Source organism: Hymenobacter bucti (genome assembly GCF_042681145.1).
Lineage (GTDB): Bacteria > Bacteroidota > Bacteroidia > Cytophagales > Hymenobacteraceae > Hymenobacter > Hymenobacter bucti.
Genome location: NZ_JBHUFD010000005.1, coordinates 392888 through 407727 on the forward strand (window position 1 = coordinate 392888; position 14840 = coordinate 407727).

Below are 14840 nucleotides of genomic sequence, written 5' to 3' on the forward strand. Positions count from 1 at the left end.
CCAAAGGGCGGCCTGTTTTGGCCGCCCTTTTTGCTGTTTGTCAAGTAAGGCCGCCTCGGAGACAGTACCGGCTCTAACTTGCCAGCTGTTTAGGAGTCTATTTCAAGTATTATGGGTTTTTATAGAATGGGGCAATGGGTATGGCTGCTGCTGCTGGGCCTGCTAGCTGCTACCGAGGTCCAGGCGGGCGTCATCAAAGGCAAGGTGAGCGGGGCGGGCGGCGAGGGCTTGGCCTTTGCCAACGTGGCGGTGCGCGGCTCGGCCGCCAGCACCGGCTCCAACGACCAGGGCCAGTACCAGCTGCGGCTGGAGGCGGGCAGCTACCAGCTTGTCTTTCAATACGTAGGCTACCGCCCCCGCACCGAAACCGTGCGCGTGCCGGCCGGCGACTCCACGGTGGTGCTCAACGTGGCACTGGCCCCTGAGTCGTACAACCTGGCCGAGGTGGCGGTGCGCGGCTCCGACCGCGACCCCGCCTACGCCATCATTCAGCAGGCGCAGCAGTGGCGCGGCTACCACCAGCGCGAGGTGGCCACGTTTCAGGCGCGGCTCTATATCAAGAGCTTAATTCGACTCAGCGAGACGCCTAGCAAGGTGTTCGGCTTGTTTAAAATGGGGCCCGACATCAAGCCTGGCATTCTGTATCTATCAGAAAGCCTATCCGATATCCGCTTCACGCAGCCCAATACCATTAAGGAGCGCATGATTTCGAGCCGGGTGAGCGGCGATTCGCGCGGCATCAGCTTCAACCGAGCGCAGGGCGGGCTCAATTTTTATGACAACGTATTGAAGCCCAGCTTTTCGCAGCGCGGCTTCGTGTCGCCCATTGCCGGCAATTCGTTTCTGTTTTACCAGTACGAGCTGGTGGGCACCACGCAGCAGGGCGGCGAGCTGGTGCACAAGATTAAGCTCATTCCGCGCCGCCGCACCGACCCCGTTTTCACCGGCTTCATCTATATCGTGGATGGCTCGTGGCGCATTCATTCCGTCGATTTGCGGCTGACCAAAGACGCCCAGCTCGACTACGTCGATGACCTGCGCATCGAGCAGTTGTTTGCGCCCGCGCCGGGCGTGCCGCACGTGTGGGCGCTGCAATCACAGAAGTTAAGCGTCACGTTCTCGGCCTTTGGCTTCAAAGGCTCGGGCTATGCCACGGCCGTTTTCTCGAACTACAATCACGTAGTCGCCACCTACCCCGCCCCGCCCGAGGTCAAGAAAACGCCGGCTACGGCGGGTGCGCCCGCGGTGGCCGCCGCGCCGCCCGTAGTGGCGCCCGTCACGACCAAGGAGCTGACCCGCCAGCTCAAGCGCCAGAAGCCCGACCTCTCGGGCTTGGGTAAGCAGGTGCGCCGCCAGGTGAAGCAGGCGCAGCGCGACTCCATTCGTAACGACCCGTTTGCCCCCATGAAATCGGGCGAAGTGATGCTGGTAGAAAAGGGGGTGAACGAGCGCGACAGCTCGTACTGGAGCCAGCTGCGGCCGGTGCCGCTCACCGACGAGGAGAAGCTCGACTACCACAAAAAGGACAGTTCGGAAGTTATCCGCAACTCGCGGCCCTACCAGGATTCGCTTGACCGCAAGCGCAATGAGTTTACGCCGGCCAAGCTGCTGCTCAGCGGCTACACCTACCGCAATACGTTTGCCAAGCGCAGCATCGCGGTGCAGCCCATCTTTAACGAGCTGCAATACAACACGGTAGAGGGATACGTGCTGAACGCCGAGGCCACCTACACCCGCCGCACCGACGACCGCCGCTTCGTGACCCTGACGCCGACCCTGCGCTACGGCTTCAGCAACCACCAGCTGCAACCCAGCCTCACCATCAACTGGCAGCTCGACCCGGTGAAGCTGCGCCAGGTGGGCCTGATTGCGGGCCGCACCATCGAGAATTTTGACCGCAACTCGCAGCTTACGCCCTTCATCAACTCGGTGTATTCACTGCTCGCCAACCGCAACTACGCCAAGCTCTACCGCCGCGACGGCGCCGAGCTCAGCTACCTCTGGGAGCCCGTGAACGGCCTCACCGTGCGCGGCGCGGCCAGCTACTTCGACCGCCGCGAGCTCGAAAACACCAGCACCTACCTCTGGCACGATGTGGCAGGCCGCGCCTTTACCCCCAACCAGCCCGTGGCCGAGGAGGCGCCCGAAGGCACCGGCTTCGGCCGCAGTAAGGCGGCCACGCTCACCCTGAGCGTGAGCTACCGGCCGGGCACCACCTACATCACCCGGCCCGACGGCAAGTACAACCTAGGGTCGAAATATCCGCTCTTCAACGCCCAGCTGCGGCAGGGCGTGGGCGGCGTGCTCGGGGCCAACGTACGCTACACGCTGCTGCAAGGTTCAGTGCGCCAGACTATTGCGCTAGGACTGTTCGGCACCTCGGCCTACGAGGCCGTCATAGGTGGCTTCGTGGGCAGCCAGGCCAACCTGACGTTTGCCGATTTCCGCCACTTCTCAGGCAACCGCACGCTGCTAACGGGCAATTTCAGCCAGTTTCAGCTGCTCGATTACTACCAGTACAGCACGCGCAACAGCTATTTCGAAGGCCATTTCAACCACCATTTCAACGGGTTTATCTTCAATAAAATCCCGCTACTCAAAGCCTTGAAGTGGCAGGAAGTGCTTTCACTCAACTACCTGCAAACGTCGCAATCGGGCCCCTATCTGGAACTGGGCGCGGGCATTGAGCACATTTTCAAGCTGGGGCGCGTCGACTTCTTCACTTCGTTGCAACGAGGTCAGCACGTGGGTTCGGGTATTCGCCTGGGGCTCGGTATTTAAGTCCGCTGTTCGAGCTACCGAAAAGCGTTTGTCCTTGCGAGCGCAGTGAAGCAATCTTTCCTGCACGCATTGCTGACGTTTGCTTACGCAAAAGGAAAGATTGCTTCGCTGCGCTCGCAAGGACAAACGCTTTTTATGGCTTCTCAAGCCCCCTAGGTCAATACGTGAACACCTTACCGCCCACCATTACCTCCTGCGTTTTCTCATCAAACGTGGCCTTGAGGCCCGTGTGGGCGGCGGCCGTGGTCATGATATTGGCAATGGAGTGGCTGTAGCCGGCCTCCACGGGGGCGTGGGGCTGCTGGCGGCTGCGCACGCACTCCATCCAGTTTCGGACGTGGTTGGAGGTGAGTAGGTCGCCGCCGGTGTTGGCCGAGGCGGCCACGGCGGCCGTTTGGGCCAGGCTGAACTCGGGCAATAGGTTGGGCGGCAGGTGCATGGCGTCGGCCGACTGCTTGGTAAGGCCGCCGGTGGGCGATACCCGGTTGGTAATCAGGTTGAGCTCACCGCCGTTGGAGTAGTAGATTTCGGCGGGGCGCTCGTCGCCGTTGTGCATCCGCGAGGCAAACGTGACCTGAAAACCGGACCCCAGGTCGTTGGCGGGGCCGTAGTCGAAGGCCGCTGTGATGGTGTCCCAGTTGCGGCGGCCGTCCTTCCACATGTAGATGCCGCCGTTGGCCACCACGCTGCGCGGGTGCGCCAGGCCCGTAAACCAGTGCACGGTATCAATCTGGTGGCTCATCCACTGACCCGGCAGGCCTGAAGAATAGGGCCAGAACAAGCGGTATTCGAGGTACTTGCGCGGGTCGTAGGCTTCGGCGGGGCGGTTCATTAGGTAGCGTTTCCAGTCTACGTCGGCTTCGCGCAGCTGCGCCACCAGCTCGGGGCGGCGCCAGCGGCCAGGCTGGTTCACGTTCCAGCTTAGCTCCACCATCGTGATGGGGCCGAATTTACCGGACTTAATGAACTGCTCGGCGGCCATGTAATTGGCCCCGCTGCGGCGCTGCGAGCCAATCTGCACGATTTGCTTCGACGCTTTCACGGCCTTGAGGGCAGCCCGGTTGTCGGCCATCGTCTCGGCAAAGGGTTTCTCCACGTAAGCATCGCAGCCGGCCTGCACGGCCTCAATGGCGTGCAGCGCGTGCTGAAAATCAGCAGTGCCGATGAACACCGCATCCACGCTTTTGCTGGCGTACAGCTCGTCGTTGTTGCGGTAGGCGGCCACCGAGTGGCCTAGCTTCTCCTTCCACAAGGCCGCGCCTTCTTCCCGGCGCCGGCTCCAGATGTCGGATACGCCCACCACATCAAAGTTCAGCTCCTTATAATGATTTAAGAAACTCGGCATGTGCGAGTTGCGGTGGCGGTCCGAGAACCCAATCACGCCCACGCGCACCCGGTCATTGGCCCCAATGATACGCTTATAACTACTGGCCGACCACGTGACGCGGGGCAGCAGGGCCGCGGCGCCCCCTAGGGCCATTTGCTGAAGAAAAAGACGACGCGGCTGCGACATAACTGAGAGGGTTGGGGTGGGAAAAGGGTATAGCGCGGACTTTCAGTCCGCGTGTGAATTGCTTATTAGGCGGTTGGCTCGCGGACTGAAAGTCCGCGTTACTTCAGCTCTTTTAACTTGATGCTGCGGAACGATACGCGGTTACCGTGGTCTTGGAGCAGCAAATGGCCAATCGGCGCCTCGCCGAAATTGGGCCAGATGTGATACTTGCTCTGGGCCACCAGCTCGCGGAAAGCGGGCGAACCACGCTCATATTCCAGCACTTTGGCGCCGTTGAGATAGTGCTCGACGTGGTTGTTGGGGTACACGACCACGCGGCCCACGTTCCACTCGCCGATAGGGTGCACGAAGCGCACGGGCTTGTCAGCCGTTTTCAGGTCGTAGAGCGAGGCGAGCGTGCGGTTGCCGTCGCGGCCGAGCTTGGCGTCGGGGTGCAGGGCATCGTCGAGCACCTGGTACTCGAGGCCGATGGCCGACATATCCGTTTTTTCGGCCAGCGTTACGAAGTATTTCACGCCGCTGTTAGCGCCCGGCGTCAGCTTAAACTCAAACGATAGGTCGAAAGCGCGGTACTCGGCGTTAGTCACGATATCGCCCCCATTGGCCGCTTCCTTGCCTTCAGAGGGCAGCACGGTCATGGTGCCGTCGGTCACCTGCCAGCCTTGCGCCGGAAAGGCGGGCGCTTTGGCGCTGCGCCAGCCTTGGCTGGTTTTGCCATCGAAGAGCAGCTTCCAGCCATGCTGCTTCTCGTAAGCAGTCAGGTAGTTGGGCACAAAGTTGACCACGTAAATGTCCGCCGGAAAGGCGCTGGGCTTCAGGTCCGTCGTCTTGATGCGGATATTCTTGAAATACACTTTCTGGCCGGCCTGCGACGCTTCGGCCACGCTGTGCACCTGCAAGCCGATGAAGCCCCTAGGGTCCACGGGGTCCACCACGTAGGCCACGGGCACGTTGTTGACCCATGTCTTCATTTCGTTACCTAGGCACTCTACTTTGAGGTGATTGTACTCGCCTACTTTGAAGGCGGTTTTGGCCTGCGGGTGCAGGTCGAGGGGGTAAAGCCACTGGCGGCGGGCCTCGTCGTAGATGCCGCCCGACCAGCTCCGCGCCGAGGGGTCAATCTCGACCTGCCGGCCGAATACCTTGCCCGGCTGCTCGGCCGAGTCGAAGTGGCTGCGCGTTTGCACGCCCGAGTTGCTGAGCGGGCTATCAATCTTAATGTCCAGCTCCAGCACGTAGTCGCCGTATTCCTTTTCGGTGACCAGGAAGGTGTTGCCCGAATTTGGGACGCTCGTGCCCACGATGGCGCCGTTTTCGACCCGGTAGTCGGCGGTACCGGCGAGGCGCTTCCAGCCGGTGAGCGTTTTGCCGTCGAACAGATTTTGCCAGGCGTCGGCCCTAGGTGCCTGCGGGCGGGGGCGAGAAGACGTTGTGGTGAGCAGCGTGGCGGCCGCGCAGGCGGCCAGCACCAGCGTTTGGCGGAGGATAGTCATGGGTGGGGAAAGTAAGCAGCTCGCTAGTGAAGTCGGGGCTTTAAAAGTAGTAGCCAGGCAGCTAGCAAGAAAATAATTGCACCTTTGGGCCATCGCGGCAACCCGGCCAGAGGGGCCGCGGTCTCTTGTCACCTCACCCTTCCCACCCGCCCCGATGCCTAGGTTGCTACTCGCCGCTGTTGCGCTGCTCATGCTGTTAATTGGCCGCCTGGCCAACGCCCAAACCCCGCCTCCCCTGCGGGTGGGCGTGGCCGGCCTCACGCACACCCACGTGCACGGGCTGCTGGGCCGCTCCAAGCGCGGCGACCTCGTAATTGTGGGCATCGCGGAGCCCAACCGCGAGCTGGCGCGGCGCTACGTGCAGCAGTACGGCCTGAGCATGGACCTGGTGTATCCATCACTGGCTGAGATGCTTGCCAAGACCAAGCCGCAGGCGGTCACGGCGTTTGGCTCCATCTACGAGCACCTAGGGGTGGTGCAGGCCTGCGCGCCCAAGGGCATCCACGTGATGGTGGAAAAGCCGCTAGCCGTGAACATGGACCACGCCCGCCAAATGGCGGCCCTGGCCCAAAAGCACCACATCCACCTGCTCACCAACTACGAAACCACCTGGTACGGCTCGAACCGCCAGGCCTACCAACTGGTGCAAGACAAGGCCCTAGGTGACATTCGGCGTATGGTGGCCCACGACGGCCACCAGGGCCCCAAGGAAATCGGGGTGAACAAGGAGTTTCTGGACTGGCTCACCGACCCGGTGCAGAACGGCGGCGGGGCGCTGATTGACTTTGGCTGCTACGGCGCCGACCTCATGACGTGGCTCATGCACGGCGAGCGCCCGCTGTCGGTGACGGCCAGCGCCTTGCACATCAAGCCCGATGTGTATCCCAAAGTAGAGGACGACGTGACCATCCTGGTCAATTATGCCAAGGCGCAGGGCGTTATCCAGGCGTCGTGGAACTGGCCCTACGCCCGCAAAGACCTGGAAGTGTACGGCCAGACCGGCTCGGTCGTGGCCCTCGACCGCGACCATGTGCGCGTACGCCGCAGCGAAAAAGACGCGCCCCAGGACCAAACCGTGCCTGCCCCGCCCGCGCCCTACGATGAGCCCTTTGCCTACCTAGCAGCCGTGGTGCGCGGCACCGCCCCCGAAGACGTGCTCTCGTCGCTGGCCACTAATATGCTGGTGGTTGAAATACTGGACGCGGCCCGGCAGTCAATTAAGGAGAACAAAACGGTGTATTTGCCGCGGCAGTAGGCTGCGCTGCAGCCGGCTGCTTTTTGCGTCACGGCCAACCAAAGCGGCGTTTTAGGCTAGCCGTCGGCTCTATTTGCTTTTTCCAGACTACTGATTAACTGATTATTTAGTAGTGCGCTTTGTGGGTGGGGCAAACACCAACCGCAAAGCCTGGAGGGCGGCTGGATGGTAGATAGTGGCGTGCGTTTCCTGCGGCATGGCGTTGTAGTACCAGCGTAAGCTGGGCGGGGCCGCCGCCTTCAGTGCGGGCTCCAGGCGGCGCGACTCCGGAATTTTGAGGTCATCGCTGCTCGAAGCCACATACAGGGTTTTGGCCGGGCCGTTGTAGGCTCGCAGCCGCGTTGCGGCCTGGCCCACCAGCCCGCCGTTGTTCCACCACAGGCTGGGGTCAAAGGCCACGTAGGTATCGAACAGGTCGGGCTCTTGCAAGAAGGTTTCCAGCACAAATAGGCCGGCCAGCGACTCGCCCATGATGGCGGTTTCGGTGCTGGTATGGTAGCGCTGCCGCACGAGGGGCATGAGCTCGGTGCGCAGAAACTGGCGAAAGGCCGCCGAGCCGCCTACCTGCGGGGCAATTTTCTGGTCCGCCGCGCTGGTGGTGGGGCCAGTGAGGTCGCGGCGGCGCGCGGTGTTTTCGATGCCCACCAGGATAAACGGGCGCATGGTGCCATTGCTCGTGAGCACTTGTACGAGGCCCGCTACGTGTAGAAAATCCTCGCCTAGGCCGCCATCGGGCATGTACAGCACGGGCAGCCGTACCGCGGCCGAATCGACGTAGCCCGGCGGCACATACACGTTGATGCGGCGGGTTTCGCGCAGCGCCCCCGATGGCAGCGTGAACGTTTGCCCAATAGCCAGGGGCACCGGCGCGGTTTGGGCCAAGGCAGGCAAGTGGTATATAATACTGAAAATCAGAACTATATTGCTAAAAAATGAAGAAGTCGAAGCCAAATGCAGAAGTATAACAAGGCCGATTAAAGCTGGAGAAATGTGCGGCGAAGGTAGCCCGGCTCAGCTCCTAGGTGGCCCCCTGGCCGGAGCTGCTGGGGGGCCTGGGTAGCCTGCCACCACCAAGACCCGGCGGCGCGAATTACCGGAACGAGACTTTACGCACCACGCAACTTGCGGCATAAAGTTTGGTTCGGCTTAGCCCCCACCTTTTCTCACCAATATGAAAACTACCCTCGCCGCCCTCCTGCTTTCCGCCGCCGCGCTCAGTGCCAATGCCCAGAAGGTTGCCGTCAAAAAGGACCTCATCACCGTGGATGGGCAGCCCTACGCGCGCTTCGAAAAGGGCGAAACCGAGGAATACTACGTCAGCTCACCCCAGAACGAGCGGCTCTTTGTTGTGCGGCAGTTGGTACTGCAAGACCCTCCCGGTTGGGCATCCTACCTGCAATTCGTTTTTACTGATTCCCACAAAGTGGTGGAAATGCCGCGGCCGAACACGACGTTTGGCAACCTGCCACCTAGCAAGCTGGCCCTTTTGCTATACAGCGCACGGCTGCTCAAAAACGGGGCCCTCGACCCCAAGGCCGTGGCAGATTTTGAGATTAATTACGGCACGCCGTATTCGGCCCGCCGGCTGGCCCTCAACCAGCCCTTGGTGCAGCCCCCGCTGGTGGTACCAGTGGTGCAGCCGGCCGCCCACTAGACCCCACGGCTACTTCACTTCTTCGTAGTCCACGTATTCCCCGCCCCGAAATTCGTGCTTGCGCTCGGTGCCAGCGGCTTGGGGTGGCACGTAGTCTACGCGCACCTGGCCGGGCGTGGCGGCGGGCGGCGGGGCCTGAAACCCGCCGTTGGACGCGTAAAAACCTCCTTGCTGGGCCTTGTGCACCTGCTGCCGCACGAAGCCACCGAGCGCGGCCCGTAGTACCACGGGCAAGATGTAGCGTACAACCAGGAAAAATAGCAGGAGTGAAATCCAGAAGCTCATGGATGGGAAGCAAAGACAGAGCCGGGTGTACGGCCGATTAGGGTTCAAGTTTAACAACCGCGGGGCGCTTTTTGTGCTACTAAGCCTGCTCGGCAGCGCTGGGGCCGCAGCCCAGACGCCGGAGCAGCGCCCCGATTTTGCGCGCTTCTACCAGCCCAGCACCAGCCGGCTACTGGTCGAAACCCGCCGCGAGGGCGATAGCCTGCGGCTACTGCTCAACCGCCCCGCCGGCCCGGCTGGGCAGCCGTTGCCCACCCTGCGCCTCACGGTGTGGCCGAGCTACGATACTCAGCGGCCGCTGTGGCAGGCCACCCAACGCCTGCGCCTGTACCCCGGCGCCGACCCAGCCAGCGCAGTGCTGGTACTCACGGTGGCGCTGCCAGCGGCGCAGGCCCCGGCCGGGGCGGTGCTGCAAGTGCGCCTCGACCAGCCAGTACTGAATAATCAGCTCACCGGCTCCGACCAAAATCCGGCTACCGCCGCCTGGCTGCGCCTCACGCCCGAGCGCCTAGCCCGGCCCTTTGTGCTGCTCGACTCGATGGGCCTTGTGCTCACGCGGCCCTACGTGCGCAGCGGCGAGGCGGTGGCCATCGCGGGCTTTGGGCTGGGGCAGCCGGTGCGGTGGCGCCGCTACGCCACAAGCGCGGCGGCCCTGCCCCCCTTTGCCGACCCGCGCCGCCAGCCCGCCGCGCCGCGCACCCTAGGGGTGCTCGACTCGTCGGCCGCGGCGCTGCCAGCTGGCCAGTTGCTGCGCCTGCCGCAGCAGGGCTTGTACGCGCTGCGCGTAGGCGGCGCGGGCGGCGAGCCCGTGCGCACGGTGCCGCTACTGGTGGTGGAAACCAGCTTTCCGGGCCAAAGCACGGCGCCCGAGCTCATCGAGCCGCTGCTGTACCTGACCACTGCCGCCGAGCGCCAGCAGCTACGCCAAGCCGCCGACCCCAAGCGGGCGGTCGACCAGTTTTGGCTGGCCTCGGCAGGGGGCGACCAAGCGCGGGGCCGCGACTACATTCGGCGCTACTATGGCTTGGTAACGCTAGCTAACGAGCTGTTTACGGGCCACAAAGCCGGCTGGCTCACCGACCGGGGCCTGCTATACGTGGTGCTGGGTGCGCCAGCCAGCGTGCGGCGCCTAGGTACGGGTGAAGAACGCTGGACGTATGATGCCTTGGACCGCACCGGGCGCGCGACTATCTTCACCTTCCGGCCGCGCCCTAGTACCTTAGCACCTGATAACTACGAACTGGTGCGCCGCCCCGAGTACCAAACGCTCTGGTATGCCGCCGTAGAACGATGGAGAAAGACACTGACCGCCCGGTAAACGGCGGATTCGAAGACGATTATGTGCCGCGCCGCTTCCGCGAAGGCGCCGGCGACAGCCGGCCCGAGCGCCGCCCCGCCCGCGACGCGCCCCGCAACGACCGCCCCGGCGGCAGCGATGCGGGCGCCAATCGTGCGCGCCCCCAGCGCCCGTTTTACGACGAGCAGGGCCGCCAGGTGCAGCGTAGTAAGCCCGCCGATGCGCCCCATAAACAGCACAATACCCGCCCGGCGGCCGACCGCAGCATCGACATGCTGTTTGGCCTGCGCCCTATTCTGGAAGCGCTGAACGCGGGCCGCACGCTGGACAAGATTTTCCTGCTGCGCGGCACCAAAAACAGCATGACCCAGGACATTTCGGACCTAGCCCGCGCGGCCAACGTGCCGGTGTCGATGGTACCGCTGGAGAAACTGGAGGGCATGACCCGCAAAAATCACCAAGGCGCGGTGGCCTACGTGTCGCCCATCGACTTTGCCCCGCTCGATACGCTGCTGGCTGGCTTGTTTGAGAATGGCAAAGTGCCCTTTCTGCTGCTGCTCGACCGCGTAACCGACGTGCGCAACTTCGGCGCCATCGCCCGCACCGCCGAGTGCATGGGCGTGCAGGCGCTGGTAGTGCCCGCACGCGGCGCCGCCCAAATCAACGGCGACGCCGTGAAAACCTCGGCCGGCGCCCTCAACCTGCTGCCCGTGTGCCGCGAGCCCGACCTGCACCAGACCATCCAGTTCCTCAAAAACAGCGGCCTCACCGTGGTAGCCTGTACCGAGAAGGCTGATGCCGACCTAGGGCACACCGCGCCCGCCAGCCTCAGCGGCCCCATCGCCGTAGTCATGGGCTCGGAAGAGGACGGCATTTCGCCCGACCTACTGCGCCTCTGCGACCAGCGCCTGCGCATCCCGATGAGCGGCCAGATTCAAAGCTTGAACGTAGGCGTGGCGGCCGGTATTATGCTGTTTGAAGTAGCGAAAGCCAGAGAATAATGCTGCGTAAGTAGTAGAACTGGTTGTAAAACATCCTAAATTAAAAGGGGGCGCGACAAGTGTAGTTGTCACGCCCCCTTTTAATTTAGGCTTGGGCACCTGTTTAAAGTACTGTAAATAGCTTACTTATGTCTTTTCGCCCAGCTGACCGCTTAGCTTCGTTGCTAGCTGAAATTATCACCGTTTTAGACCGTCACACTATTCAACTTCAGCGGCTCAATACCATCATTAGTGAGTTGGTAATTAGTGAAACACAAAAGCTTATTCGCCTCAACGAGTTACACCAGCAATGCGCTAGATATGCTTCTACAAGCAGACGGGTAGCACAACCAGGAACTGAGTTGTTCGAACGACAACAGGCGCAGGATAAGATAAAACAGCGGCTTGAATTACTTCTGCGGCAGCTCTCATAACTGACGCAGAAGCAATTCTTCTAATGGAAGCCGTTGCCCTTTTTAGCTTTCACATCGGCTACGAACTCTTTCACGCGCTGCTCTTCCGTACGCTGGCAGATGAGTAGTACGTTGTCGTACTCGGCCACGATGTAGCCTTCAAGACCCTGCACTACCACCAAGCGCTCCGAAGGCGTCTTGATGATGCAGTCCTGGGTATCGTAGAGCATCACGTCGCCGTCGATAACGTTGTTTTGGGGGTCGCGCTGGCCCACGCGGTAGAGCGAATCCCAGGTGCCTAGGTCGCTCCAGCCAATGTCGGCGGGCAGGACGTACACGTTGTCCGCCTTTTCCATGATGCCGTAGTCGATGCTGATGTTGCGGCAGCGGGCGTAGGCCTCGTCGATAAAGGCAGCTTCATCGGGGGTACCTAGCTGGGCCGCGCCCTCGTCAAATACTTCCGAGATGTCGCTGAGCAGGTGGCGGAAGGCCTGCAGAATGGCGCTAGCCTGCCAGATGAAGAGGCCCGCATTCCAAAGAAAGTCGCCGCTCTCCAGGAAGGCCCGCGCCAGCTCGCCGTTGGGTTTCTCGGTGAAGGTCTTAACTTTGTGCAAGTCGTTACCTTCCAGGCGGTTCTCGGGGCCATCCATGTACTGAATGTAGCCGTAGCCGGTGTCGGGGCGCGAGGGCTGAATGCCAAGCGTGATGAGCACGTCGTGCTGGCGCGCCGCCGTTACGGCCTCGCGGATGAGGCGGCGAAACTCTTCTTCGCGCAGCACGGCATGGTCGGCGGGCGATACAATGATGGTCGCATTGGGGTCGCGCTGCGCAATGCGGTAGCTGGCGTAGGCAATGCAGGGCGCCGTGTTACGGCCGATGGGCTCGCCCAGAATCTGGTCGACTGGCAGGTCGGGCAAGTGGCTCTGCACCAAGCTTACATAGTCGCGGTTGGTTACGACAAATACGTTTTCGGGCGGGCAAATGCCGCGGAAGCGGTCCACGGTGAGTTGCAGCATCGAGCGGCCTACGCCGAGCACGTCGTGAAACTGCTTAGGGTGCTGGGTACGGCTAAAGGGCCAAAAACGGCTGCCAATGCCGCCCGCCATCACAACGAGATAGGTATTATTCATTCTAATATAAGCTAGTGTAATTACAAATGTAGGTACCTGGGCGGCTACTCTGGCATTACTATATAGATACGCCTGGTATAGCTGCCTGACTGGCAGCCAGCTGGCGGGTGCGGGCCAGGGCGGCGGCGTAGCAGCCGCGCCGGCTATACTGGCGCAGGGCCCACAGCTCCCGAAACCCGTGCAAGCCACTGAGCATGCCTACTTTACTACCCGCCGCATCGTTCCAGCGCACGGGTTGCTCGCGCAGGCGCAGGCCGGCCTGGTGGGCCAGAAAGAGCAGCTCTACGTCGAAGCCGAAGCGGTCGAGGAGCGCGCTCTCGACCAGCGGCGTGCACACGTCGAGCCGAAAGGCCTTGAAGCCGCACTGCGTGTCGGCGTAGGGCAGGTCGGTGGCCAGGCGCACCATACGGTTGAAAAACCGGCCGCTCTGCTCGCGCAGCCAGGGCTGGTGCTGCCCAATGAGCTGGTCATCAAGGGCCCGCGAGCCAAATATCACGTCGCACTCGCCCGCCAGGATGGGCTCCAGCAGGGCGGGCACCTCGGCGATGGGTGTTGAGAGGTCGGCGTCGGAGAAGAGGGCCACGGTGCCGCGGGCAGCCAGCAGGCCCTGCCGCACGGCGTAGCCCTTGCCCCGGTTGGGGGTATAGCCCAGCACGCGGGTAGCCACGCGCCCGGTGTGCGAGGCAAAGTACTCCTCGGCTACCGCCACGGTGTCGTCGGTCGAGCCATCGTCCACCACAATCAGCTCGCTGGCGTAGGGCTGGGCGTGCAGGTAGGCCAGCACCTGGCCCAGCGTAGCACCCAGCCGAGCTGCCTCATTATAGGCCGGAATCAAAAGCGAAAGAACCGGAGCGGACAAAGCAGCGAGCAGCGACGTAGGTAATTAGGGACGGGTGAAGTTAGCGGGTTTTATTTATACCAATCCTTCGCGCAGCACATCGTGCAGGTGAATAAAGCCCGCAAACCGCCCGTTATCCAGCACAATGAGCTGGGTAATATTGCGCTCTTGCATGCGGCGCAGCGCCTCGGCCGCAAAGTCCTCCTGCCCGATGGTGGCGGGCTGCGGCGTCAGAATATCCTGAGCCGTCAGCGACTCTAGGTCGGCCAGATGGCCGCGGCCCAGCATGCGGCGCAGGTCGCCGTCGGTGATAATGCCGGCCAGCTGGCCCGCCGCATCAAGCACGGCCGTGGCCCCAAGGCGCTTGCCCGATATCTCAAGCAGCACTTCGCGCAGCGAGGCGCCCAGGCCCACCTGCGGGCGCTGGTTTTGGCGGCTGAGGTCGCCCACGGTCAGGTATAATTTCTTACCTAGGGTGCCGCCGGGGTGCAGGCGGGCAAAATCCTGGGCCGAGAACTGCCTGCACTCAAGCAGGCACACGGCCAGGGCATCGCCCAGGGCCATGGCGGCGGTGGTGCTGGTGGTGGGGGCCAGGTCGTGGGGGCAGGCCTCGCGGCGCACGGGGGCGTGCAGCACGTAGGCGGCCTGCTGGGCCAGGTACGAGTCGGCGTTGCTGACCAGCGCGGCCAGCGGCACGCCCTTGCGGCGCAGCAGCGGCACCAGCACTTTTATTTCGGGTGTGTCGCCGCTCTTGCTGATGGCAATCACGAAGTCCTCCGCCTGAATCATGCCTAGGTCGCCGTGGATGGCATCGGCGGCGTGCATAAACAGGGCGGGCGTGCCGGTGCTGTTAAAGGTGGCCACCAGCTTGCCCGCAATGTGGGCGCTTTTGCCCACGCCCGTGACCACCACGCGGCCCCGCAGGGCGAGCAGCGCGGCCACGCAACGCGCAAAATCGGGAGTGGCGGCCACGGCCTGGGCCACGTCGCGCAGGGCGTCGGCTTCTTCCAGCAGCACTTGGCGGGCCACGGCCAGCACATCGACGGGGGCCGGCAACACGGGGAATTCGGAATTCGGATGCACGGCCAAAACTACGGCCGGGCGGCTAAGCACTGATTACTTCGCTACATTAGAAGAGCATAATGTATTGATATAAAAGCCACCAGCCCCGTTCGAAAAAAGTTGCGCTTAAACGCTAATA

13 protein-coding genes are annotated in these 14840 nt (G+C 62.5%); 6 read left to right on the forward strand and 7 right to left on the reverse strand.

The features are described from left to right. The first annotated feature begins 111 nt into the window (after window positions 1-111). Window positions 112-2781 carry a DUF5686 and carboxypeptidase regulatory-like domain-containing protein gene (locus ACFSDX_RS13740; protein ID WP_382314449.1) on the forward strand — a complete coding sequence of 890 codons (2670 nt, stop codon included), beginning with the start codon at window positions 112-114 and terminating at the stop codon, window positions 2779-2781. 157 nt (window positions 2782-2938) lie between these two features. Here ACFSDX_RS13740 and ACFSDX_RS13745 read toward each other — a convergent pair whose 3' ends face one another. Next, window positions 2939-4294 (reverse strand): Gfo/Idh/MocA family protein, encoded by a 1356-nt coding sequence (locus ACFSDX_RS13745; RefSeq protein ID WP_382314451.1) that lies wholly within the window; start codon window positions 4292-4294, stop codon window positions 2939-2941. 98 nt (window positions 4295-4392) lie between these two features. Then, window positions 4393-5787 carry a 3-keto-disaccharide hydrolase gene (locus tag ACFSDX_RS13750; RefSeq protein WP_382314453.1) on the reverse strand — a complete coding sequence of 465 codons (1395 nt, stop codon included), beginning with the start codon at window positions 5785-5787 and terminating at the stop codon, window positions 4393-4395. 190 nt (window positions 5788-5977) lie between these two features. On the opposite strand from ACFSDX_RS13750, the gene ACFSDX_RS13755 reads away from it, so the two are divergent. After that, window positions 5978-7042, forward strand: a complete 1065-nt coding sequence (locus tag ACFSDX_RS13755; protein ID WP_382314455.1) for a Gfo/Idh/MocA family protein — start codon at window positions 5978-5980, stop codon at window positions 7040-7042. Between the two features lie 102 nt (window positions 7043-7144). Here the strand turns inward: ACFSDX_RS13755 and ACFSDX_RS13760 are convergent, their stop codons facing one another. Continuing rightward, complete coding sequence (locus ACFSDX_RS13760; protein WP_382314457.1) at window positions 7145-7933, reverse strand: alpha/beta hydrolase; 789 nt, start codon at window positions 7931-7933, stop codon at window positions 7145-7147. 280 nt (window positions 7934-8213) lie between these two features. Between ACFSDX_RS13760 and ACFSDX_RS13765 the strand changes: the two genes are divergently transcribed. Then, window positions 8214-8696 carry a hypothetical protein gene (locus ACFSDX_RS13765; RefSeq protein ID WP_382314459.1) on the forward strand — a complete coding sequence of 161 codons (483 nt, stop codon included), beginning with the start codon at window positions 8214-8216 and terminating at the stop codon, window positions 8694-8696. Between the two features lie 9 nt (window positions 8697-8705). On the opposite strand, the gene ACFSDX_RS13770 is transcribed toward ACFSDX_RS13765, so the two are convergent. Next, window positions 8706-8981 carry a DUF4834 family protein gene (locus ACFSDX_RS13770; RefSeq protein ID WP_382314461.1) on the reverse strand — a complete coding sequence of 92 codons (276 nt, stop codon included), beginning with the start codon at window positions 8979-8981 and terminating at the stop codon, window positions 8706-8708. A gap of 73 nt (window positions 8982-9054) precedes the next feature. Here ACFSDX_RS13770 and ACFSDX_RS13775 point away from each other — a divergent pair, with 73 nt between their 5' ends. From ACFSDX_RS13775 to ACFSDX_RS13785, 3 genes are all read left to right on the forward strand, one after another. Beyond that, complete coding sequence (locus ACFSDX_RS13775) at window positions 9055-10299, forward strand: GWxTD domain-containing protein (RefSeq protein WP_382314463.1); 1245 nt, start codon at window positions 9055-9057, stop codon at window positions 10297-10299. Beyond that, the gene (gene rlmB, locus ACFSDX_RS13780; RefSeq protein WP_382314464.1) at window positions 10272-11279 is read left to right on the forward strand and encodes a 23S rRNA (guanosine(2251)-2'-O)-methyltransferase RlmB; all 1008 of its coding nucleotides are present in this window, start codon (window positions 10272-10274) and stop codon (window positions 11277-11279) included. Before ACFSDX_RS13775 ends, rlmB begins: the two co-directional genes overlap by 28 nt. Window positions 11280-11407: 128 nt before the next feature. Beyond that, window positions 11408-11692: a hypothetical protein gene (locus ACFSDX_RS13785; protein ID WP_382314466.1), complete on the forward strand. Its 285-nt coding sequence runs from the start codon at window positions 11408-11410 to the stop codon at window positions 11690-11692. Between the two features lie 20 nt (window positions 11693-11712). Here ACFSDX_RS13785 and ACFSDX_RS13790 read toward each other — a convergent pair whose 3' ends face one another. Genes ACFSDX_RS13790 through ACFSDX_RS13800 form a run of 3 tightly spaced genes read right to left on the reverse strand, consistent with a single transcriptional unit; the run spans window position 11713 to window position 14722 of the window. Further along, window positions 11713-12801: a mannose-1-phosphate guanylyltransferase gene (locus ACFSDX_RS13790; RefSeq protein WP_382314468.1), complete on the reverse strand. Its 1089-nt coding sequence runs from the start codon at window positions 12799-12801 to the stop codon at window positions 11713-11715. A 58-nt stretch (window positions 12802-12859) separates the two neighbouring features. Further along, the gene (locus ACFSDX_RS13795; protein WP_382314470.1) at window positions 12860-13660 is read right to left on the reverse strand and encodes a dolichyl-phosphate beta-glucosyltransferase; all 801 of its coding nucleotides are present in this window, start codon (window positions 13658-13660) and stop codon (window positions 12860-12862) included. A gap of 54 nt (window positions 13661-13714) precedes the next feature. Then, window positions 13715-14722 (reverse strand): KpsF/GutQ family sugar-phosphate isomerase, encoded by a 1008-nt coding sequence (locus tag ACFSDX_RS13800; protein ID WP_382314472.1) that lies wholly within the window; start codon window positions 14720-14722, stop codon window positions 13715-13717. Window positions 14723-14840: the final 118 nt, after the last annotated feature.